A 20,821-nucleotide genomic window follows, 5' to 3' on the forward strand; every position below is an offset into this window, starting at 1 on the left:
TGTTATACGCTGTACAGGTTGCAACTGATCTCTGTCGGACCATGCCGGATTCAGCGTTCGCCACCCACCCGAAGTACGCGGAGCTCGTCCGGACGCTGTGGATGACCGCCGCGGAAGCCACGCCGCTGTTGCGCGAGGAAGTCCGCGCGGCGACGGGCTCGGGCTCGGGCTCGGGCTCGGGCTCGGAGATCGTGCTGGCGTTCGCCAAGGCGCTGCTGGCGCGGGCGCTGGCCAGAAGCGGCCAGAGCGAGGAGGCCGAGACCGTGGCGCAGGAGGCGCTCGCGCAGTTCCGGCAGTTGGGCTCGGTCAACGGGGAGGCCATGGCGCTGGTCTGCCTGTCGCTCGTGCACTGGTGCTCGGGGCGGCAGGCGGTGGCACTGGAGGACCTGCGGCGCGCGGACTCGCTCAGTCGCGGCAGCACCTGGCGGGACTTGCACGCGAGCGCGCTCAACATGATGGGCATCGTGCTCAACGACCTCGGTCACCACGAGCAGGCCGCGGCCGTGCTGGAAGACGCGTTGCGCGCGCCCGCGGAGCAGGTCTCGCGACCGATGCGGGTCCGGCTGTCCAGCAACCTGTCGCTGGCCCTGGGCCGTCTGGCCTATCAGGAGAAGGCGCAGGGCGCGCCTCGCAAGACATGGACGGATCGCGCGTTGGCATCGGTGGCGCTGGCCTCCCGATGCCTCGACGAATGCCGGCGATGCCTGCCGTCCGACGAGCCGCACATCCAGGAGAACCTGGCCTCCGCGCTCGTGGTGCTGGACCGGCTGGACGAGGCCCATGCGGCGCTCGACGCGGCCGACAGCGCCGCCGCCGCGTCGGGCAATCGACTGTCCGAGGTCTACTGCGCCGCGACGCGGGCACGCGCCTGGCTGGCCGCCGACGAACCGGCCCGCGCGGCCGCGGCCGCCGAGCGCGGCATCCAGGCCGCGGCCGCGGCGGGCGCCACCATCTTCCTCGACGAGCTGTACCTCGTCTCCTCCAAGTCATGGGAACGGCTGGGCGACTACCGCAAGAGCCTGGAAGCGCACCAGCAGTTCTTCCGCTGGCGCGAGGCGCAGGTGCTGAAGCTGGCGGAGGAACGGGCCCGCTCGCTGGCGGTCGTCCTCGGCCTGGACCGGGCGCAGCGTGAATCGAGACAGGATCCCCTCACCGGGCTGGCGAATCGGCGCGCGTTCGACGAGATGCTCGATCGCGTGCTGTCGCGGGCCTCGCCGACGTCGGTCATTGGGCTGGCGTTGATCGACCTGGACTGCTTCAAGCAGGTCAACGACGCGCACGGCCACGCGGTGGGCGACGAAGCCCTGCAGCTCGTGGCCAAGCTGATGGTGTCGGAGGGCCGCGCCCACGACCTGGTGGCCCGGCTGGGCGGCGACGAGTTCGCCGTCCTTGTGCAAGGGGCGCCGGGCTCGGCGCAAAGCGTCTGCCAGCGGGTGCGGGCGCGCTTGGGCCCGCAATGCGTCGAGCATTGGCCGCAGGGGCCGCGGATCACGCTCAGCATCGGCATCGTGGAGGCGCGCGAGCCTCAGCCCAAGGCGACGCTGCTGCAACTGGCCGACGAGGCGCTGTATCGCGTCAAGCGGCAAGGCCGGGATGGTGTGTCCGTGGCGGGAGCGTAACCGGGAGCGCGCGATCACCGCGCGTGCGCCGCTTGCGCGAGGACATGCCATGCCCCCAGAACCGAGCGAACGACGGCACGTCCTGGGACGGCCTCTTGATGCACCGCCCCGCCCTCACCCCTCCGCGAAGAACTGACTCGGCGTCTGCCCGAACTGCCGGCGGAACATGGTGGCGAACGCGCTCGGGCTGTCGTAGCCCAGCGCGAGGGCCACGTCGATGACCTTCTCGCCGGTGGCCAGCAGCTCCAGCGCGCGCAGCAGGCGCGCCTGCTGCCGCCACTGCCCGAAGGTCATGCCGGTCTCCTTCAGGAACAGCCGCTGGATCGTCTTGACGTCCACCGCGAGCCGCCCGGCCCAGTCGGCCATCGTGGAGGCGTCGTCGAGCCGGCGCTGCAGCGCCTCGCAGATGCGCACGAGCCGCGCGTCCGTCGGCATCTGCAGATGCAGTGGCAGCACCGGCAACGCGCGCAACTCGTCCAGGATCAACCGCATCACGCGCCCGTCGCGCGTGCCGGGCACGTAGGGTTGCGGCACCGCCATCGCCGCGCGGATGAGCTCGCGCAGCAGCGGGGAGATACCCACCGCCTGCGTCTCGTCCAGCAACCGGGGCGCGGCCTCGGGCGCCACCAGCAGGCTGCGCATGTGGACCTCGCCGACGCAGCGGATCTCGTGCGTCATGCCGCCCACCACCCAGATGGCGCGCGTGGGCGGCACCACCCAGCGGCCGGCGTCGGTCCGCACCACCATCACGCCGCGCACGGCGTAGATCAGCTGATGCTTGGAATGCGCGTGCGGCTCGATGTACCAGCCGGCGGGGTAGTCGGTGGCGCGGCCCGTGACGGGCGAGGACGCGCCCTCGATCTCCCGCAGCGCTTCGGACAGGGGTCGGGGCATGCGGATCGACGTCATGCCCGACAGCATGCCCTTTTCGCGAGCGTTGTTGGGCGAATGGCGCGAGACAGGCGTCGCGTCGGTTTCCATAATTCCGACCTGCCCGCTCCTCATCTCCCTCGAGTGAAAGCCCCATGACGACTTCCGCGACAGCCGCCCTCGACGCCGGCGACACGCCCGCTTCGGCCGCCCCACCGGCACCGAAGAAGGCCAAGCCCGCCTTCCGCGTCCTCGGCGCCATCAGCAGCGCCCACATGATCAACGACATGATGCAGTCGCTGATCCTGGCGATGTATCCGATCCTGAAGGGCGAGTTCTCGCTGACCTTCGGCCAGATCGGCCTCATCACGCTGACCTATCAGTTGACGGCCTCGCTGCTGCAACCGCTGGTGGGGCTGTTCACCGATCGCCGGCCGCAGCCCTACTCGCTGCCCTTCGGCATGGCGTCCACGCTGATCGGGCTGATGCTGCTGGCCTTCGCGCCCAGCTTCGGCGTCGTGCTGCTGGCCGCGGCCTTCGTGGGCATCGGCTCGTCCATCTTCCATCCCGAGTCGTCGCGCATCGCGCGGCTGGCCTCGGGCGGTCAGCACGGCTTCGCGCAGTCGGTGTTCCAGGTCGGCGGCAACACCGGCACCGCCATCGGGCCGCTGCTGGCCGCCGCGATCATCGTGCCCTTCGGCCAGAAGAGCGTGGCCTGGTTCGGACTGGCCGCGCTGCTGGGCATCGTCCTGCTGCTGCAGGTGAGCCGCTGGTACGCCACGCATCACGTCGCCGCCGGCGTCCGCAAGCAGGTCGCCGCCATCGCGCCGTATCCGCGCAAGGTCGTCATCGGCGCCATCGCGGTGCTGCTGGTGTTGATCTTCTCCAAGTACTTCTACGTGGCGGGACTCAGCAGCTTCTACACGTTCTACCTGATCGAGCGCTTCGGCCTGTCCGTGCAGAGCGCGCAACTGCACCTGTTCTTCTTCCTGTTCGCGTCGGCCGTGGGCACGGTCCTGGGCGGTCCCGTGGGCGACCGCATCGGCCGCAAGCCGGTGATCTGGGCGTCCATCCTCGGCGTCGCGCCGTTCGCGCTGCTGCTGCCGCATGCCAATCTCTTCTGGACCACGACGCTGACCATCGTGATCGGGCTGGTGCTGTCCTCCGCGTTCTCGGCCATCCTGGTCTACGCGCAGGAGCTCATGCCCGGCAAGGTCGGCATGGTGTCGGGGTTGTTCTTCGGCTTCGCGTTCGGCATGGGCGGCCTGGGTGCCGCGGTGCTGGGCCTCTTCGCGGACTGGACCAGCATCGCCTTCGTCTACAAGACGATCGCCTACCTGCCGCTGCTGGGCCTCGTGGCCGCGCTGCTGCCCAAGGAAAAGCGCAAGGGCTGACACAAGCGCGGCCCCCACCAGGAGACCGAACCCAACGGCCTCCCCAAGCTTGTGGAAACGCCTCCGCCGTTGCACGCGCAACCCCTTGCCAAGGTCCGGTCCCCTTGCTTGAATGCGCGCACGCGTCCCCACTCAGGACCGCGTGCATGCAGCAGGGAGGACCCATGACAGACAACCCCGACGGCCGACGCCCGTGTCGCGAAGCTCCGGCCACCGCGCCTCGTCGCGCCCCGCCCGAGCCGTCGCCGCGAATCACCGGGGACCGGGCATGAGCACGGTCACCTCGGGCCGCCAATCCTTCCTGGTGCTGGCGCAGGACCCCGGCGTGACCGGCGCGTCGGGGGAGCGCATCTTCGCGACGGTCGAGATCCCGGCGGAGCGCCTGTCGATTGGCCCCACCGGCTATCGGGTCAAGGTCGTCGACTTCGATGCCGATGCCGGCGTGCTGTACCGCGCGCACGGCTATGTGGCCGACGACGAAGGCCGCGTGATCGACCCCTTCGGTGCCCAGTTGCCGCCGCCCGGCGACAAGGCGCGCCGGCAGGCGGAGGACAGGCTGCTGGCGAATCCGATGTTCCATGGACAGAACGTCTACGCGCTGGTGATGCGGACGATCGCGCGCTTCGAGCACGCGCTGGGCCGGCGCATGAACTGGGGCTTCAAGGGCCATCAGCTTCACGTCGCGCCGCATGCCTTCGTCGATGCCAACGCGTTCTACTCCCGCGAGGACCGCGCGCTGATGTTCGGCTACTTCCAGCCAACCGAGCCCGCCGCGCCCGCCGATGGCGGCTTCGTCTTCACCTGCCTCTCGCACGACATCGTCGTGCACGAGACCACCCATGCGGTGCTCGACGGCCTGCGCGAAGGCTTCATGACGCTCTCCGGCCCCGACCAGGCGGCCTTTCACGAGGGCTTCTCGGACGTGGTGGCGCTGCTCTCGATCTTCTCGCTCGACGAGATGGTCGAGCACGCGCTGGGCCGCTTCAAGGATCGCGGCAAGAAGCCGCCGATCGTGCGCCGCAAGGGCAAGGCGCTGATCCATGAACGGGCCCTGACCCTCGATGCGCTGGCCGACAGCGCGCTGCTGGGTCTGGCGGAGGAGTTCGGCCGGGCGCTGGGCGGGATGCGTGCGAACGCGCTGCGGCGCTCGGTGCGGATCGAGCCCTCGCCCCACTTGCTGAGCGACCCCGAGTACGCCGAGGCCCACACGCGCGGCGAGATCCTGGTGGCCGCCATGATGCGCACCCTGCTGCGGCTCTGGCGCGATCGCATCGAGGCACTGGGCACCTTCGGCGACGGGTACTACAACCTGGTCGAAGTCGCCGCCGAGGGGGCGAAGGTGGCGGGCCACCTGCTGACGATGGCCATCCGCGCGCTGGACTATTGCCCGCCGCTGGACCTGGAGTTCGGCGACTACCTCGCGGCGCTGCTGACCGCCGACGCGGAGATCGCGCCCGACGACAAGCGCTACCACTACCGGGACGCGGTGCTGGCGCAGTTCGCCGCCTTCGGCATCGTGCCGCCGCCCGGCCGCACCGATGCGCGCGGCTGCTGGGCGGGGTTCACGCAACAGGCGGACGTCCAATACCGCCGTACCAACTTCGAATCCATGCTGCGCGATCCGGAGGAGGTCTTCCGCTTCATCTGGGAGAACCGCGGCGTGCTGCGCGTCGACGAGCGGTCCTACACCGAGGTCGTCTCCGTCCGCCCCAGCGTGCGCGTCGGGCCGGAAGGTTTCCTGCTGCGTGAGACCGTCTGCGAGTACATCAGCCGCGCCAACATCTTCGGCGCCGAGCTGGGCGCCGCCTGCGGCGTGGACCCACGTCCGCCCGGCGTGGACGCGAATACCGCGCTGACGGTCTACGGCGCCGGGACGCTGGTCTTCGATCAATACGGACAGTTGAAGTACCAGATCGCGCGCCACATGGACGACGCGCCGTGGCAGCGCAAGCGCCTGGAGTACCTGTTCGGCACCACGCCGGACGATCCGGAGATCGGCAACGCCTTCGCCAACCTGCACCGGCTGCGCGCGTACTGCGCGGCCTGCGACGACCGCAAGGGCGCGGTGAAGTCCACGCCTGCGCGCGTCGCGAAGGCCGGCAAGACCACACGCGCCGCCGCCAGGAAGGGAGGTCAGGCATGAGCACGAAACCAGGCGCCAAGGCCGCGGCCAAGGGGTCGAAGGCGACCACCACCCGGCCCGCGGCGAAGGCCCCGAGGGCCGCCGCCAAGCGGGTCCCCACGGCCACCACCGCCGCTCGGCGCGACAGCGAGGCACCGACCCACCTGAACCTCTACGCCTACCAGGTCGGCTTCGGAGACTGCTTCCTGCTGCAGTTCTGCTACGACGCCGAGGAGAAGACCCGGCGTCACGTGCTGGTCGACTTCGGCACCACCGGCACACCCGAGGGCGACGCCAACGCGCTGATGCTGAAGATCGCCGAGGACATCCGCGACAAGTGCGGCGACGACGGTCTGGACGCGGTCGTCGCCACGCACCGGCATGCCGATCACATCAGCGGCTTCGCGACCAAGACCAATGGCAAGGGCTCGGGCGACGTCATCCGCGGGCTCAAGCCGAAGGTCGTGCTGCAGCCGTGGACGGAAGACCTGAGTTTGGCGACCCACGCCACCGGTCCCGTTCCCAAGGGGCTGCGCGGCGTGGCCGGCAGCGTCCGCGCGGTGGCCGCGCTCGGCGCGATGCACGGCCTGGCCGAGCAGGTGACGACCCTGGCCGCCAAGCGCGGCAAAAGCCTGCCGCTGGGGCTGGCCGAGCGACTGGACTTCCTCGGCCGGGACAACACGAAGAACCTCCCCGCGGTCGAGAACCTCGCGCGCATGGGCAAGGCCGGCACCGCCGTGTACGCGCACTTCGGCACCGACGATCCGTTCAAGGCCGTGCTACCGGGCGTCAAGACACATGTGCTGGGCCCGCCCACGCCGGAGCAGCATCCGGGCGTCCAGAAGCAACGGTCCACCGACGACGACCAGTTCTGGCACTTCCAGGCCCGTGGCGCGGGCACGGCGAACCTCGTCGCCGGCAACCAGCGCGGCCCCTTCGACGCGTCCTACGTCGACGCCAAACGCGGCAAGCTGCCGCGCGATGCGCGCTGGGCGGCCCGTCACATCACCGCGTCACGGGGCAATCAGCTGCTGGGCATCGTCACGATGCTGGACAAGGTGATGAACAACACCAGCCTGATCCTGCTCATGGAGGTCGGCGGCAAGCGGTTGCTCTTCCCCGGCGACGCGCAGATCGAGAACTGGTCCTATGCGCTCGACCAGCCCGACGCGCAGGCCTTGCTGGCGGACGTCGACCTCTACAAAGTCGGCCATCACGGCAGCCTGAACGCGACGCCGAAGTCGTTGTGGAAGGCCTTCAAGAAGCGGGGCAACGCAGCGCGCAAGGACCGGATGACGTCGGTGCTGTCGACGATGGCCGACAAGCATGGCAGCGTCGACAAGCGGACCGAGGTGCCGCGCCGCACGCTGGTGGACGCGCTGAAGCACGACACGCATTTCCACTCCACGCAGGAGTTGACCGGCGGTCAGCCGTACACGATGGTGCGGATCGATTTCTGAAGCGGGCGCGGCCGGTCAGAGTTGCTGTGCCTTGATCGGTTGGCGGGGAAACGTCACCGGCGCCAGGGCCAGCACGCTCAGCGCCTGGACCAGGCGGTCGAGGTCGTGTTGCTTGTCGTAGTAGCCGTCGATGCCGGCCTCCACGCACATCGGGCCGAACTCGCTTTCGTCGGCGGCGGTGACGACGTAGGCGGTGCCCCGGAAGCCCGCCTCGCGCAGCCGTTCGACGGTGGAGAAGCCGCTGCCCCGCTCGAGTTCGATGTCGATCAGCACGACGTCCGGCGCGCACAGCGCGGCGGCGAGCACGGCTTGGTCCTCATGCGCGGCCTGCCCCACGACGGTCGCGTTGGGCACCTCGCGAAGGCGCTCCCGGAGCAGCCTCCGAAACAGGTCCGACGAATCGGCAAGCAGGATCTTCATGGCGTTGTCCAGCAAGAAAAAAGGCCCGACCGCCTGGGCAGTCGGGCCCGAAACGACTGAATGAACAGTCCCTGCTCAGGGAGGAAAAGCAGGACGTTGGCGGCATCCGGAAACGCCGTGACAACGTGAAACGAATTTTGCATTTCTATCAGTTCATGTGGAACCGGGTGATGGCTGAAGCGGGTGTAGGTGAATGACCTACGGGACGCCGACGTGGCGCCCACGTACAAGGGGCGCCTCGAAACATGGGCGTGCGCGGCCTCCTGCCGACTGCCCCTTCCGCCGACTCGTGCAGCCGAAATTGAGAAGGTATCTCCCTGCCGCGGCGACGATCGCCGTGGTCCTCGCGCTGGTGTCGACGGGGGAGCACGCATGGCGCTCGTCGGAGCCGTCCGAGCGCGTGCTTCCGCCCGCGTCGTCGACAAGCCCCGAGACCGCGAGTCCGGGGGCCTCCGAATCGCACCTGACGACACCCCGGGCGGCGGTCCGCGTTCAGACGACGGCGACGGCGATGACCGAGGCGATGTCGAGCTCGAACCCCTATGCCTTGGCGATCAAGCTCCGCAATGACAAGGCGCCGGGAAGCTTCGCGGTCGCCTTGGAGATCCGTAACGTCTGCCTTGATGCCTATGCCAACGGCATTGCCGTCCAGCCCTTCCTTCAGGGGCTGCAGACGGCGCCGAGGGGCCGGGGCATGCCCGTGGGCAACACCGTGTCCGCCGACATCCAGGCGATGCGCACCGCCGCGAGACAGGCGATCGAGGCTCGTTGCAGGCCGTTCCTGGATGACCGCTCGACCGGCGTCCCGCTATCGGACGATCCCTTTGGAATCAGCTATGAGGGCGTCCACGAGCGTCTCATCTTCTGGAGCGTCGCCAAGACTTCATTCGCCGATCCGCTTCCGCAATTCCTCGCCCAGGGCCTGTTGTGGCGGGCTTGGGAGATGCTCGGATCAAGCGAAGATGCGACGCCCTACTTCGAAGGACAAGTGCGCGGCGGGCTCACAGCGCAAGAATTCCGACGCGCCGTGGAGCTGGGCTCCGTCCTTGCGACGTCCGCCGGCGCCGGCCCCTCCGATCTGCGCTCGCTGGCGGCCTGCGTGTATTCGGCGCTCTGTGACAGCGACCCGGCTCAACTGGTGCTGATCGACCTGCCCGCCGACTCGCCGTCTGTCCCGCGCATCAAGGCCCTCGGAACCCGGATCGCGGCGGCACTGGCCGCCAACGACATCCAGGCATTCATGCCGCCGCGCTGAGATCATTGGCGTCCTGCCGGCCGGTCCCATCGCGTCGGCAGGCCTTGTGCGCTGATTACGCGGGAGCTTGCTTCATGACCCCCATCACCGGCGGCTGCCTCTGCGGCGACATCCGATTCGTCGCCACCGGCCGGCCCTATCGAGTCGGCGTCTGCCACTGCCTCGATTGCCGCAAGCACCATGGCGCGCTGTTCCACGCGTCGGCGATCTTTCCGCGGGAGTCGGTGACGATCACAGGCGAGCCGCGCGACTACGCCGGCCGTTGCTTCTGCCCGCGCTGCGGGTCATCGGTGTTCTCGCCGACCGGCGACGAAGTCGAGGTGAATCTCGGAGCGCTCGACGCGCCCGACCAATTCATGCCGACCTATGAGCTCTGGACCATTCGCCGCGAGGCGTGGCTCCCGGCGTTCCCGCTGTCGCGGCGGTATGAGCGCAATCGCGACGAGACCAGCCGATTCGAGGGGCCTCAGCCGTAGGGCAGAACCTCGCTCTCGAATCATTCATCGTGGCCAGCGAAGGCGCGCCGTGCGCCTCAGGCCATCGCCCCGATGGCTCATCCCTGCGAGAACCGCGCCGCGTGCCCGCGCGCGCGGAACTCCTCGATGACGAAGTCGACGAACACCCGCACCTTGGCCGGCACCAGCTTGCGGCTGGTGTAGTAGATCGACAGCGGTCGTGAATCGGCCGACCACTCGGGCAGCACACGGACCAGCTCTCCGCGCTCCAGCAGCGGCAGGGCATGCGGCCGCGGCAGCATGGCGATGCCCATGCCGCTGGCCGCGGCCCGGGCGATGGCTTCCGGGTCGTCCAGCACCATGACCGGCCGCACGCTGGCCACGACCTCCTGGCCTGCCTTGTTCTTCAAGGCCCACGGCACCAACCGACCGGAGACCAGCGACCGGCGCAGCAACCCTCGATGCCGCGCCAGCTCCAGCGGATGCTTGGGCGCCGGGTGCGCCTTCAGGTAGGCCGGCGAGGCCACCAGCACGATGCGCAGGCGCGCCAGCTCACGCGAGATCAGCGCGTCGGTCAGCTCGATGCCGCCACCGATGGCGACGTCGAAGCCCTCGGCGATCAGGTCGACCTGCCGATTGTCGAAATGCAGATCGGGCACCACGTCCGGATACCTGCGCACGAACGCTTCCATCATCGGCACGAAGTACTCGCGGCCCACGGTGTAGGCCAGCGCGACCTTCAACGTGCCGGCCGGCTTGCCGGCGCCTTGCCGCAGATCGGTCAGCGCGTCGCCGATCTCGCTCCATGGCAATCGCACCTGCCCATGCAGGCGCTCGCCATCGGTGGTCAGCGCCAGGCTGCGGGTGCTGCGCTGGAACAGCCGCACGCCGAGCCGCGCTTCAAACTGCGCCACGCTCTTGCTGACGGCCGCCGGCGTGAGCCCCAGGCGGCGTGCCGCGGCGGAGAAGCTGCCCTCGTCCGCGGCGGCGATGAAGGCGTCGAGGTGGCTGCGCAGTTCTGTCGACATCGCTGCAGCTTATCCGAACGGTTGAAGCTGACAACACCGATTCGAGACTACCGGACTCAAGTCGAGGCGACCAAACTTCGCTCATCAACCCCCCTCCTTGAAAAGGACAACGTCATGAGCAGCAATTCCCTGAACGGCAAGGTCGCCTTCATCCACGGCGGATCCCGCGGCATCGGCGCCGCCACGGCACGTCGCCTGGCGCGCGACGGCGCGACCGTCGCCGTCGGCTATGGCGCCTCGGCCATCGCCGCCGAGGCCCTGGCGGAAGAGATCAAGGCCGCCGGCGGCCAGGCCATCGCCATCCAGGCGGACGCCACCGACGCCGTCGCCTTGACACGGGCCATCGACAGCGTCGCCGAACGCTTCGGCCGCCTCGACATCCTGGTCAACAGCGCCGGCGTGCTACACGTGGCGCCGCTGGACCAGTTCTCGCTGGAAGACTTCGATCGCACGGTCGCCGTCAACGTGCGCTCGGTGTTCGTCGCGTCGCAGGCGGCCGCCAGGCACATGCGGGAAGGCGGCCGGATCATCAACATCGGCAGCACCAACGCCCAGCGCATGCCCTTCGCCGGCGGCGCGGCCTATGCGATGAGCAAGTCGGCGTTGATCGGCCTGGTGAAGGGCATGGCGCGGGACCTCGGCCCACGCGGCATCACCGTCAACAACGTGGCACCAGGGCCGGTCGACACCGACATGAATCCGGAGCACACCGAATTCGGCGCCGGTCTGCATGACCTGATGGCGGTGCGACGCCATGCCAAGGCCGACGAGATCGCGGCCATGGTGGCCTACCTGGCCGGACCGGAAGCCGGCTTCGTCACCGGGGCCGATCTGCTGATCGACGGCGGCTTCGCAGCCTGATTCCGCCAACGGCCGACCGCGTCGACAGGGACATCGTCGGCGCGGCCGGTGCTCGGCCTCCGGGCTCGCGGCCGCCTCGATGCGCCCGGCCTAACAAGCCCTAACTCGCGTCGCACGACGGGAAGTCGAAGAATGCGCGCGGGGGCGCCCTCACGCAGGACCCCGCCTCGGAGGCTTCGATGGACCCGCTTCAATTCGATCTCAACAACATCCACTTCTTCGTCGCCGTGGTGGAGCGCCGCGGCTTCACGGCCGCGGCCGATGCGCTCGGCGTGCCCAAGTCGCGCGTGTCCCGCCATGTCGCCGACCTCGAAGCATCGCTGGGGACGCGGCTGCTGCAGCGCACGTCGCGCCGAATCGAACTGACCGAATCGGGCCGGGAGTTCCACGGCTACTGCCTCGCGATGATGGAGCAGGCACGCTCGGCGCAGGTGGCGATGCAGCATCGCGCGGGCACCGTTGCCGGCACGTTGCGGGTGAGCGCAACCGTTGCCGTGGCGGACCTGCTGTCGACGCGCGTGATGCCGTCCTTCCTCGCCCGCCATGCGCAGGCCGACGTCGTCCTGCAGGCGACGAATCGGGCAGTCGACCTGATCGATGAACGCATCGACGTCGCCATCCGCGGCATGAAGGCCACGCCCCCCTCCTCGGACATCGTTCAAACCAGCCTCTGTACGATCCGATGGGCCTTGCTGGCCAGCCCTGCCTACCTCGCCCGGCGAAGCATCCAGACCGTCGAGGACCTGGCCGATGCCGACGCGCTGATGTGCCAGGGACTGGACGCGGTGGACCCGGGATGGTGCCTCTATGACGACTCGGACCGCGAGCTGCGCCAATCCACGCGGGTGCGGCTGCAGACGGACAGCCTGCCCATCCTCAAGGGCGCGGCGCTGGCCGGCCTGGGCGTCTGCGAGTTGCCCCTGTATGCCTGTCGCGAGGAACTGCGCGCGGGCGCCCTGGTGCAGGTGATCCCGGCGCTGCGGCCCCGTTTCGGGCGGCTGGCGCTGCTCATCCCGTCCCGCCGGGGCCTGACGCCGACGGCGCGGGCCTTCGTGGACCATCTGAAGGCATCGCTCCTTTCCGACCTGGCGCTCGGCGAGCTGGTCCGGCACGAGCCTCCCCGCGCGCCACGCGCGCAGCACAGGGCCCTCGCCGACCTCACTTCTTCGAGAAGTACTGGTTGAGATCGAAGACCAGGCCCGCGAAGGGAATACCGAGCGCGGCGTACACGGCGCCCGCGTCCGGACTGGCGTTGTCGCCGAGCAGCTCGACGGCGATGTTGGAGTAGCCCACCGGCGCGACGCCGGCCTGCACCATCCGCTGGACGCCCATGTCGACCTGCGTCTTCGAGAAGCCGCCCGATGCGTCGATGACCGCGTAGGCGTGATACCCCTCGGCGACGGCGGACATCGCCGGGAAAGCCAGGCAGACGTCGGTGGAGACGCCCGTGATGATCAGGTGCTTGCGGCCGGTCGCCTGGATGGCGGCGACGACGCGCGGATCGTCCCAGGCGTTCACGGTGGTGCGCTCGATGCGCTTCACGCCGGGCAATGCGTCCGTGAGCTCGGGGATCATCGGCCCCCACATGTTCTCGGTGGTGGTGGTGACGATCACCGGCACCTTCAGGGCCACGGCCGCCTTGGTCAGCCCGACGATGTTGTGCTTGAGCTGCAGCGTGTCGATGTCCCGCACGCCGGTGTACAGCCCCACTTGGTGATCGACGATGACCAGCACCGCGTTGTCGCGGGTGATGCGCTCGTGGGCGGCGACGGCCGACGGGGACGCCTTCGGCGCGGCCGGGCCGGCGGCGTGCGCGGCCTGCATGACACCGCCGAACGCGGCGGCGAAGGCGATCACGGCCGAGGCGATCTGTTGACGGCGGACAGGGGTGCGAATCATGGGGGAGCTCCGGTTTGAGGGTGGGGATTGGCGGTTGTTTCTTGCCAGTCGTCACTCTAGGGAGCGGGTCTCGACGCATCAATGCGCCGGGCCAAGACCCATCGTTCCATCCCGCGGGACGACCCCGGGTCGCCTCCGGCCGGCCACGTGACGAGCACCGCGCTTTCCGCGGCGGTGTCGTGAGCGGACGTGGGACGCGACCTCCGCGGGCCGCGCGAGATACTTCCGGCATGGCTGACGACCAACCCCCGCGCCCTTCGATCCCCCCAGCCGCCGCCTCCGAAGGGGCGGCCGTGACTCCGGAGGCGCACCGTCCTGCGGATGAGCATCGAGAGCCGGACTTCATCTCCGCCGTTCGGGAAGACCTGACCGACTGGCGGCAGTGGCTGTCGCGCGCGGTGGTGCTGGCTTTCGCCGTCGCGGCGGGTCTGGCGGTGGTGCTGTTCACCTGGGTCAGCGATCAGGCGATCGCGGCCTTCGCCGCGATGCGTGCCTGGTCTCCGTGGGCGCCGTTGGTGTGGACGCCTTGCTGCACGGCGGCCCTGGTCTGGATCACCCGCCGCTACGCGCCCGGCGCCGGCGGCTCCGGCATTCCTCAGGTGATGGCCGCGTTGTCGTCGCGAGTACCGGCGGACAAGCAGGGGCTTTTCGTCTCCTTGCGCCTGAGCGTTTCCAAGCTGCTGCTGGTCTCCGGCGGGCTGCTGGGAGGACTGGCGATCGGCCGGGAAGGTCCATCGGTCCAGATCGCGGCGGGCGTGATGCAGCACGCGCAGCGCTGGTTGCCGCGACGCTCGCCGCTGAACCATGACGGACTCCTCGTGGCCGGCGGTGCGGCGGGCATTGCCGCGGCATTCAACGCGCCGCTCGCGGGCGTCATGTTCGCCATCGAGGAGCTGACCCGCAAGATCGAGCAGCGCAGCAGCGGCCTCATCATCGCGTCCATCGTGCTGTCGGGGCTGATGGCGGTCTCGGTGTTCGGCAACGCCAGTTACTTCGGCCGCCTGCGCGTCGATCATCTGACCTGGGCCCACTTGCTGCCGGGCCTGTTGACCGCCATTGGATGCGGCCTGGCTGGCGGCGTGTTCTCCCGGTTGCTCCAGCGCAGCCTGCTTGGCGGCAACGACCGGTTCAGCCGCTGGCGGGCCCGCTTCCCGGTGCGCTTCGCCTTCGCGTGCGGCGTGGCCATCGCGGTGCTCGGACTGGTGAGCCACGGCGCCACGGACGGGAGCGGGTACGACTACACGCGCGGCCTGGTGGAGGGCCACCTGGACCTGCCCGTGCTCTACGTGACCCTGCGCATCGTGGCCACCTGGCTGGCGGTGTGGTCCGGGGTCCCCGGCGGCATCTTCGCGCCGTCCCTGGCGATCGGCGCGGGCATCGGCAGCGACATCGCGCAGCTCACGTCCACCACGGAAGGGGCCGCGGCCCTGATCGCCATTGGGATGACGGCGTTCCTGGCGGCGGTGACGCAGGCGCCGGTCACCGCCTTCATCATCGTGATGGAGATGGTCGACGGGCATTCGATGGTGTTGAGCCTCATGGCCGCGGCACTGCTGGCGAGCCTGGTGTCGCGCTGGATCAGCGTGCCGATCTATCACCGGCTGGCGCTGGCTCAGCTCGCGCGGTTGCCGTCGACGGAAGCGGCGCGGTCCGACTTGAAACGATCGCCGTAGGAGCGGGGTGGCGATCCGACAGCGTGGGGCTCTCTTCGGCGGCAGCGGGATCGCTCAGAGCGCCGGCAATCGAATCTCGGTGAGCTGCCAATTGGCAAAGCCGCGGCGCTCGAAGACCAATCCGGTGCGGCGTTCTTCGGGCTGGTCGGCGCGGCGAGCGTACAGGGTGAGCTTGTCGACGCCCTGGCGTTCGATCGTCCAGATGGGCTCGCGCCGCTGCGCGCTGGCGCTGTCGTCGGGCGCGGGGGTGGCGTCCGGCTCTTGCGGAGACGCCTGACGATCGCCTTTGCGCCTGGGCATCAACTGGCCCTCCTGCATCAGACGCATGACCGACTCGGGACGCACGAATGCATCAACCATGCGGTCCGTCATTGCCATCGCGAATAGGGAGCCCAATGCGGCGCCCGCCCTGGCGAGGTCGTTGTTTGGCGAAGAGCGCTCCGCCACCTTGCTTTCCACCGCGGCAGCGAGTTGCTCCTTCAGGCTCTCGCGCAGTCGGGGGTAGTCGACGTGGTCGTTGAAGGCGGCGGCATCACCGGACTTCGCGGCGGAACGCATCTGATGAATGGCCAGGACCGGGGACCAGTACCAGTAGGCGGCCAACCCGACGACGACTGCCGCGATGGCGGCGGCGAATCCGTTGCGTTTCATTTCGGGAGCGCTGCTTTCGATGAATCAACGGGGACGATGCGGATGGCACGGCCGCTGGCGGTGCATGGCTGAACGGGGTGCGGGGATCTCGTTCAGCCAGTTTCCGTTGTCACCCTCGCGGCCATGGCGGATCACTCCACCGTCACACTCTTCGCCAGATTCCGCGGCTTATCCACGTCTGTGCCTCGCGCGCAGGCCGTGTGATACGCCAGCAACTGCAACGGCACCGTATGGAGGATCGGGCTCAGCGCGCCATAGTGTTCCGGCATCCGAATGACATGCAGCCCCGGCTCGCTCTCGATCTTCGTATCCCCGTCGGCGAAGACAAACAGCTCCCCACCCCGCGCCCTCACCTCCTGCATGTTGCTCTTGAGCTTCTCCAGCAGCGTGTCATTCGGCGCCACCGTCACCACCGGCATTTGCGCCGTCACCAGCGCCAACGGCCCGTGCTTCAGCTCCCCGGCGGGATACGCCTCCGCATGGATGTAGCTGATCTCTTTCAGCTTCAACGCGCCTTCCAATGCGATCGGGTAATGCAACCCACGCCCCAGGAACAGCGCGTTCTCTTTCCGCGCGAAGTCCTCGCTCCACGCGATCACCTGCGGCTCCAGCGCCAGCACCGCCTGCACCGCCACCGGCAGATGCCGCAACGCCTTGAGGTGCTCGGCCTCCTGCTCCTCGCTCAAGAATCCGCGCGTCTGCGCCAACGCCAGCGTCAGCAGGAACAGCCCCACCAGCTGCGTCGTGAACGCCTTCGTCGACGCGACGCCGATCTCCGCGCCGGCCCGCGTGATGTACGACAGCGCGCACTCCCGCACCATCGCGCTCGTCGAGACGTTGCACACCGTCAGCGTATGCAGCATCCCCAATGACCGCGCGTGTTTCAGCGCGGCCAGCGTGTCCGCCGTCTCGCCGCTCTGGCTGATCGTCACGACCAGCGTGCGCGGATTGGGCACGCTGTCGCGATAGCGGTACTCGCTGGCGATCTCCACGCTGGTGGGGATCTTGGCGATGCTCTCCAGCCAGTACTTGGCCGTCGACCCCGCGTAATAGCTGGTGCCGCACGCCAGGATCAGCACCGAGTCGATCTCCTTGAACACGCGGTACGCGCCGTCGCCGAACAGCTCCGGACTGATGCCCGTCACCGCGTCCAGCGTGTTGGCGATCGCCACCGGCTGCTCGAAGATCTCCTTCTGCATGTAATGCCGGTAGGGGCCCAGTTCCGCCGCGCCGCTGTGCGCGTGCACGGTCTTCACTTCGCGCTCGACATTGAGGAAGCGCCCGGTCGCCGCGTCGCGGCTGCTGATCCAGAAACGGCCCAGCTGAAGGTCGACGACGTCGCCCTCTTCCAGGTAGACGATCTGATCGGTCACGCCCGCCAGCGCCATCGCGTCCGACGCCAGGAAATGCGCGCCGGCGTACTCGTCGCGGCCCACGCCCAGCACCAGCGGCGACCCCTCGCGGGCGCCGATCACGCGGTTCGGCTCGTCGCGATGGAACACCGCGATCGCGTAGGCGCCGCGCAGTTGCGTGATCGCTTGCTGCACCGCCTCGAGCAGGTCGCCGTGGTAATGCAGGTCGACCAGGTGCGCGATGACCTCGGTGTCGGTCTGGCTGTGGAAGACGTAGCCGCGCGACTTCAACTCGGCGCGCAGCTCGTCATGGTTCTCGATGATGCCGTTGTGGACCAGCGCCACGCGGCCCGGCTGCAGGTGCGCGTCGGCGCCGGGGCCATGCGAGAAGTGCGGGTGGGCGTTGTGCACCGCCGGCGCGCCGTGCGTCGCCCAGCGCGTGTGCGCGATGCCGGTGCCGGCCGCCACGCCGTCCTGCGCGGCCAGCGCCTGCAGTTCGGAGACCCGTGAGGTGCTGCGCGCCCGGCGCAATTGCCCGTCCTGGTGGACCGCCACGCCGCAGGAGTCATACCCGCGGTACTCGAGCCGCTTCAGGCCCTCGATCAGGATGGGAACGATGTCCTTCTGGCTGACGGCGCCGACGATGCCACACATGTTGATCTCCCCAAGGGTTCGGAAAAATTGCGAATGACGGAATGCTAGGGACCTCGGTCAGATCAATGCTTTCAAATTACACAGCCATGTGAACGATTCTCTCAACATGGTGTTTAATCCGTTGAATCTTTCATTCACACCATGTTTATGGAATCTTCTATCACCCTGGACGCCATCGACTTGCGGGTGCTGGACCTGCTGCAGCAGGACGCCTCGCTGTCCAACCAGGCGCTTGCGGAACGCGCGCATGTCTCGCCCGCGACCTGCCTGCGTCGCGTGCGGCGGCTGGTGGAGGCCGGCGTGATCGAGAAGCAGGTCGCGATCCTGTCGCCGGAGAAGCTCGGCGCGGGCCTGTCGGCGCTGGTGGAGATCACGCTCGATCGCCAGGGCGCGGAGCATCTGGACGCGTTCGAGGCCATGGCCGTCGCGGCGCCCGAGGTGCAGCAGTGCTGGCGCGTCGCGCCGGGGCCGGACTTCGTCCTGGTGCTGCAGGTGCCGGACATGCCGGCGTATCACGCGCTGGTGCAGCGGCTGTTCACGCAGCACGCCAACGTCCGCAACGTGAAGGCCTTCTTCAGCGTGAAGCGCGCGAAGTTCGAGCCGCGCCTGGCCCTCCCGGCGGCGCGGACTTGAACGTCGCGGCCTTCATCGCGCCCCTCGTCGCGGAGGTCTTCAGCGCTTGAGGATCAGCAGGCCCTTGAGGTATTCGCCCTCGGGGAAGTAGAGGGTCTGCGGATGGTCCGGCGTCGCGCCGACACGATCCAGGATGAGACCGTCCACGCCCGCGTCCATGCCGGCGCCGGCGACGATCTTGTGGAACAGCTCCGGCCCCACGCCGCCCGAGCACGAGAACGTGAACAGCAGGCCGCCCGGCTTCAGCAGCATCAGGCCCAGGCGGTTGATGTCCTTGTAGGCCCGCGCTGCGCGCTCCGCATGCGCGGCGGTGGGCGCGAACTTGGGCGGATCCAGCACGATCGCGTCGAAGCTGCGGCCCTGCTTGAGCAGGTCGCGCAGCGTGTGGTTGACGTCGGCATCGAGCGCCGTGTGCCGGGCCGGATCGAAGCCGTTGAGCGCCACGTGCGCCGTCGCCCGGGCCAGCGACGGCCCCGAGGAGTCCACGCTGACGACCTCCGTCGCGCCGCCCGCCAGCGCCGCCACCGAGAAGCCGCCCGTGTAGCTGTAGCAGTTCAGCACCGACTGGCAGCCGTAGTGCCGCACGACATCGGCGAATTTCTTCCGGTTGTCCCGCTGATCCAGGTAGTAGCCGGTCTTGTGGCCTTCGGCGACGTCGAGGCTGAGCTTCCAGTCGTTCTCGGCGATGACGACCTCGGTGTCGCCCTCGCCGCGCAGCCAGCCAGTGACGGGCTGCAGGCCCTCCAGCGTGCGCACGTTGGCGTCGGAGCGTTCGTAGAGGCGCGTCAGGCAGGTGGCTTCGAGCAGCAGGTCGGCGATGACGTTCTTGAAGCGCTCGGTGCCGGTGGACAGGAACTGCGCGCTGAGCGTGTCGCCGTAGCGGTCGACGATCAGGCCGGGCAGGCCGTCGGCCTCGCCGTGGATCAGTCGGACCGCATCCGAGGCGATCGGCATGCGCGCGCGCAGCGCGATGGCCGCGGCGATCCTGCGCTGGAAGAAGGCCGCGTCGATGCGTTCATGCTCGTCGAAGCTCCAGGCGCGCACGCGGATCATCGATTCCGGGCTGTAGGAAGCCCAGCACAAGAACTGGCCCTCGGCGGACTCGACACGCACGGTTTCGCCCGCGTCGGCCTTGCCCTTCTCGATCGAACCCTGGAACACCCAAGGGTGCCGGCGCAACAGCGAGCGGTCCTTGCCCGCGCGGAGACGAATCACTTTCATGGGGCGGGATTGTCCTTGATGGCGACCGCTCAGTCTTCGCCGGGCCCCTGCACCTGTCGCGGCACCGGCGGCCACGTGCCGTTCTTGCGGCGTTGATCGAACCACCGGTGCATCGCGGCGTCCTGCACGGCGTACTCGCCGCGGGCGGACTTCCAGACCAGCACCGGCGTGCGCCCACGCAGCGACTCGAGAGCCCGCTGAGTCATGCCGACGTTGACGGGTTGCGCCAGCAGCTCGCCGTAGAAGCGCAGCGCATCAGCGTCGAACGCGCGGAAGCGTCCGCCCATGTCCAGCATCCGCCACAGCACGACCTGCTCGATGGGCTTGAGGCCCAGGAAGGCGGACTCCATCTCTTCCTCGTCCCTGCGCGAATGCTCGGAAGCGGCGCTCAGCAGGGCGTCCTCGAAGTGTTCTTGAATCCCCGAGAAGGGGCTCAGCACCGCACCCAGCGTCGTCATGAAGAGCTGCGGGCGATGTCCGATGGCGTCGAATGCCTGTTGGAGCGCCGCTTGGTCCACCGGTGCCAGCAACGGTCGCTGCGCTTCGACCAGGGATGCGACATGTGCGATGAAGTCGGAGCCCAGCGGCGGCATCCGTTGCACCTGCGATCCGAAGAACGGCGCCGCATTCGAGTTGACCAGCCGCGTGAGCTTGTCGCGGTCGGAGCCGGACATCACCAGCATCAAGTTGACCGCGTCACGGCTGTTCAGTTGATCGCGAGCCGACTTCAGCGACGTCATCGCCACCTCGCCCCGCTCACTGGTCAGCGCTTGCTGCGCCTCGTCGATGATCAGCGCGACGGGCTTGCCCGAGGTTTCATGAAGCGCGCGCAACGCGTCGACCAGCGTCAGGCCGTCCAGCCGGCCGATCTTGCTCGTGTCCACCTGCAGCCAACCCGCGAGGCTGAGCTTGTCCAGGCCCGCCTTCTTCGCCGCGCGCGCGACCAGGCCGAGCTGCGGCTCCAGGGCCTTGCCGATGGCATCCGCGATGACGGTCGCCGGATCGCGGCCGGTGTCTTCCCACAGATCCGTGTAGACCACCACCACGCCCTGCGCCTCCAGCGCGGGCTTGAGGTCGCTCTGCAGGAAGGTCGATTTGCCTGTACGTCGAGGTCCGGAAAGGAACAGTCCGTTGTGGGCATCGCCGAACAGCGTCCTGCCCATCAGCGCCGGCACCATCTGCAGGGCCAACTCGGTGCGGGGGAAGGAGATCATCGTTTTATCGACCAATTATCGCGAAAGCGATAATTTATCG

Annotated in this window: 18 protein-coding genes; 10 read left to right on the forward strand and 8 right to left on the reverse strand. The window is 68.7% G+C overall.

All coding sequences use genetic code 11. From position 1 onward, the window contains the following. The first annotated feature begins 41 nt into the window (after positions 1–41). Positions 42–1,619 carry a GGDEF domain-containing protein gene (locus tag CDN99_RS13600; RefSeq protein ID WP_088385404.1) on the forward strand — a complete coding sequence of 526 codons (1,578 nt, stop codon included), beginning with the start codon at positions 42–44 and terminating at the stop codon, positions 1,617–1,619. A gap of 114 nt (positions 1,620–1,733) precedes the next feature. Here CDN99_RS13600 and CDN99_RS13605 read toward each other — a convergent pair whose 3' ends face one another. Then, on the reverse strand, positions 1,734–2,513 hold the full coding sequence (locus CDN99_RS13605; protein ID WP_088385551.1) for an AraC family transcriptional regulator: 780 nt from the start codon (positions 2,511–2,513) through the stop codon (positions 1,734–1,736). A 131-nt stretch (positions 2,514–2,644) separates the two neighbouring features. Between CDN99_RS13605 and CDN99_RS13610 the strand changes: the two genes are divergently transcribed. From CDN99_RS13610 to CDN99_RS13620, 3 genes are all read left to right on the forward strand, one after another. Continuing rightward, positions 2,645–3,883, forward strand: a complete 1,239-nt coding sequence (locus CDN99_RS13610) for an MFS transporter (RefSeq protein ID WP_088385405.1) — start codon at positions 2,645–2,647, stop codon at positions 3,881–3,883. Positions 3,884–4,151: 268 nt separating this feature from the next. Next, positions 4,152–6,026 carry a gluzincin family metallopeptidase gene (locus tag CDN99_RS13615; protein ID WP_088385406.1) on the forward strand — a complete coding sequence of 625 codons (1,875 nt, stop codon included), beginning with the start codon at positions 4,152–4,154 and terminating at the stop codon, positions 6,024–6,026. After that, a complete protein-coding gene (locus tag CDN99_RS13620; RefSeq protein WP_202820269.1) occupies positions 6,023–7,465 on the forward strand; it encodes a ComEC/Rec2 family competence protein in 1,443 nt (480 codons plus the stop codon). The genes CDN99_RS13615 and CDN99_RS13620 overlap by 4 nt, the downstream gene beginning before the upstream one ends. Positions 7,466–7,480: 15 nt before the next feature. Here CDN99_RS13620 and CDN99_RS13625 read toward each other — a convergent pair whose 3' ends face one another. After that, positions 7,481–7,885, reverse strand: coding sequence for a response regulator (locus CDN99_RS13625; protein ID WP_141100779.1), 405 nt, complete (start codon positions 7,883–7,885; stop codon positions 7,481–7,483). Between the two features lie 337 nt (positions 7,886–8,222). Between CDN99_RS13625 and CDN99_RS13630 the strand changes: the two genes are divergently transcribed. Continuing rightward, on the forward strand, positions 8,223–9,140 hold the full coding sequence (locus CDN99_RS13630; protein ID WP_141100780.1) for a hypothetical protein: 918 nt from the start codon (positions 8,223–8,225) through the stop codon (positions 9,138–9,140). A 74-nt stretch (positions 9,141–9,214) separates the two neighbouring features. Then, complete coding sequence (locus CDN99_RS13635) at positions 9,215–9,616, forward strand: GFA family protein (RefSeq protein ID WP_088385409.1); 402 nt, start codon at positions 9,215–9,217, stop codon at positions 9,614–9,616. A 77-nt stretch (positions 9,617–9,693) separates the two neighbouring features. Here CDN99_RS13635 and CDN99_RS13640 read toward each other — a convergent pair whose 3' ends face one another. Then, on the reverse strand, positions 9,694–10,623 hold the full coding sequence (locus CDN99_RS13640; protein WP_088385410.1) for a LysR family transcriptional regulator: 930 nt from the start codon (positions 10,621–10,623) through the stop codon (positions 9,694–9,696). 114 nt (positions 10,624–10,737) lie between these two features. On the opposite strand from CDN99_RS13640, the gene CDN99_RS13645 reads away from it, so the two are divergent. Together CDN99_RS13645 and CDN99_RS13650 are read left to right on the forward strand one after the other, a co-directional pair. Further along, positions 10,738–11,484 (forward strand): SDR family oxidoreductase, encoded by a 747-nt coding sequence (locus CDN99_RS13645; protein WP_088385411.1) that lies wholly within the window; start codon positions 10,738–10,740, stop codon positions 11,482–11,484. 179 nt (positions 11,485–11,663) lie between these two features. Further along, complete coding sequence (locus tag CDN99_RS13650) at positions 11,664–12,668, forward strand: LysR family transcriptional regulator (RefSeq protein ID WP_088385412.1); 1,005 nt, start codon at positions 11,664–11,666, stop codon at positions 12,666–12,668. On the opposite strand, the gene CDN99_RS13655 is transcribed toward CDN99_RS13650, so the two are convergent. Further along, positions 12,643–13,383 carry an isochorismatase family protein gene (locus CDN99_RS13655; protein ID WP_238139514.1) on the reverse strand — a complete coding sequence of 247 codons (741 nt, stop codon included), beginning with the start codon at positions 13,381–13,383 and terminating at the stop codon, positions 12,643–12,645. The two genes, CDN99_RS13650 and CDN99_RS13655, sit on opposite strands and share 26 nt — an antisense overlap. Positions 13,384–13,676: 293 nt before the next feature. Between CDN99_RS13655 and CDN99_RS13660 the strand changes: the two genes are divergently transcribed. Next, positions 13,677–15,056 (forward strand): chloride channel protein, encoded by a 1,380-nt coding sequence (locus tag CDN99_RS13660; RefSeq protein WP_238139515.1) that lies wholly within the window; start codon positions 13,677–13,679, stop codon positions 15,054–15,056. Between the two features lie 54 nt (positions 15,057–15,110). On the opposite strand, the gene CDN99_RS13665 is transcribed toward CDN99_RS13660, so the two are convergent. Continuing rightward, positions 15,111–15,707: a DUF2939 domain-containing protein gene (locus tag CDN99_RS13665; RefSeq protein ID WP_088385414.1), complete on the reverse strand. Its 597-nt coding sequence runs from the start codon at positions 15,705–15,707 to the stop codon at positions 15,111–15,113. A 131-nt stretch (positions 15,708–15,838) separates the two neighbouring features. Continuing rightward, entirely contained in the window at positions 15,839–17,713 is a 1,875-nt protein-coding gene (gene glmS / locus CDN99_RS13670; protein WP_088385415.1) for a glutamine--fructose-6-phosphate transaminase (isomerizing), read from the reverse strand. Between the two features lie 147 nt (positions 17,714–17,860). On the opposite strand from glmS, the gene CDN99_RS13675 reads away from it, so the two are divergent. Beyond that, positions 17,861–18,346, forward strand: coding sequence for an Lrp/AsnC family transcriptional regulator (locus tag CDN99_RS13675; protein ID WP_088385416.1), 486 nt, complete (start codon positions 17,861–17,863; stop codon positions 18,344–18,346). A 39-nt stretch (positions 18,347–18,385) separates the two neighbouring features. On the opposite strand, the gene CDN99_RS13680 is transcribed toward CDN99_RS13675, so the two are convergent. Next, positions 18,386–19,567, reverse strand: coding sequence for a class I SAM-dependent rRNA methyltransferase (locus CDN99_RS13680; RefSeq protein ID WP_088385417.1), 1,182 nt, complete (start codon positions 19,565–19,567; stop codon positions 18,386–18,388). Between the two features lie 29 nt (positions 19,568–19,596). Next, positions 19,597–20,781, reverse strand: coding sequence for an AAA family ATPase (locus CDN99_RS13685; protein ID WP_088385418.1), 1,185 nt, complete (start codon positions 20,779–20,781; stop codon positions 19,597–19,599). Positions 20,782–20,821: the final 40 nt, after the last annotated feature.

It is taken from the genome of Roseateles aquatilis (assembly GCF_002205645.1).
Taxonomy (GTDB): Bacteria; Pseudomonadota; Gammaproteobacteria; order Burkholderiales; family Burkholderiaceae_C; genus Roseateles; species Roseateles aquatilis.

Excerpts from the sequence above, each read along its gene's own strand:
- CDN99_RS13605 (WP_088385551.1), bottom strand. The coding sequence starts at position 2,513 with ATGCCCCGACCCCTGTCCGAAGCGCTGCGGGAGATCGAGGGCGCGTCC.
- CDN99_RS13645 (WP_088385411.1), top strand. The coding sequence starts at position 10,738 with ATGAGCAGCAATTCCCTGAACGGCAAGGTCGCCTTCATCCACGGCGGA.
- CDN99_RS13655 (WP_238139514.1), bottom strand. The coding sequence starts at position 13,383 with ATGATTCGCACCCCTGTCCGCCGTCAACAGATCGCCTCGGCCGTGATC.
- CDN99_RS13640 (WP_088385410.1), bottom strand. The coding sequence starts at position 10,623 with ATGTCGACAGAACTGCGCAGCCACCTCGACGCCTTCATCGCCGCCGCG.
- CDN99_RS13665 (WP_088385414.1), bottom strand. The coding sequence starts at position 15,707 with ATGAAACGCAACGGATTCGCCGCCGCCATCGCGGCAGTCGTCGTCGGG.
- CDN99_RS13615 (WP_088385406.1), top strand. The coding sequence starts at position 4,152 with ATGAGCACGGTCACCTCGGGCCGCCAATCCTTCCTGGTGCTGGCGCAG.
- CDN99_RS13625 (WP_141100779.1), bottom strand. The coding sequence starts at position 7,885 with ATGAAGATCCTGCTTGCCGATTCGTCGGACCTGTTTCGGAGGCTGCTC.
- CDN99_RS13680 (WP_088385417.1), bottom strand. The coding sequence starts at position 19,567 with ATGAAAGTGATTCGTCTCCGCGCGGGCAAGGACCGCTCGCTGTTGCGC.
- glmS (WP_088385415.1), bottom strand. The coding sequence starts at position 17,713 with ATGTGTGGCATCGTCGGCGCCGTCAGCCAGAAGGACATCGTTCCCATC.
- CDN99_RS13600 (WP_088385404.1), top strand. The coding sequence starts at position 42 with ATGCCGGATTCAGCGTTCGCCACCCACCCGAAGTACGCGGAGCTCGTC.
- CDN99_RS13685 (WP_088385418.1), bottom strand. The coding sequence starts at position 20,781 with ATGATCTCCTTCCCCCGCACCGAGTTGGCCCTGCAGATGGTGCCGGCG.
- CDN99_RS13650 (WP_088385412.1), top strand. The coding sequence starts at position 11,664 with ATGGACCCGCTTCAATTCGATCTCAACAACATCCACTTCTTCGTCGCC.
- CDN99_RS13635 (WP_088385409.1), top strand. The coding sequence starts at position 9,215 with ATGACCCCCATCACCGGCGGCTGCCTCTGCGGCGACATCCGATTCGTC.
- CDN99_RS13610 (WP_088385405.1), top strand. The coding sequence starts at position 2,645 with ATGACGACTTCCGCGACAGCCGCCCTCGACGCCGGCGACACGCCCGCT.
- CDN99_RS13675 (WP_088385416.1), top strand. The coding sequence starts at position 17,861 with ATGGAATCTTCTATCACCCTGGACGCCATCGACTTGCGGGTGCTGGAC.
- CDN99_RS13620 (WP_202820269.1), top strand. The coding sequence starts at position 6,023 with ATGAGCACGAAACCAGGCGCCAAGGCCGCGGCCAAGGGGTCGAAGGCG.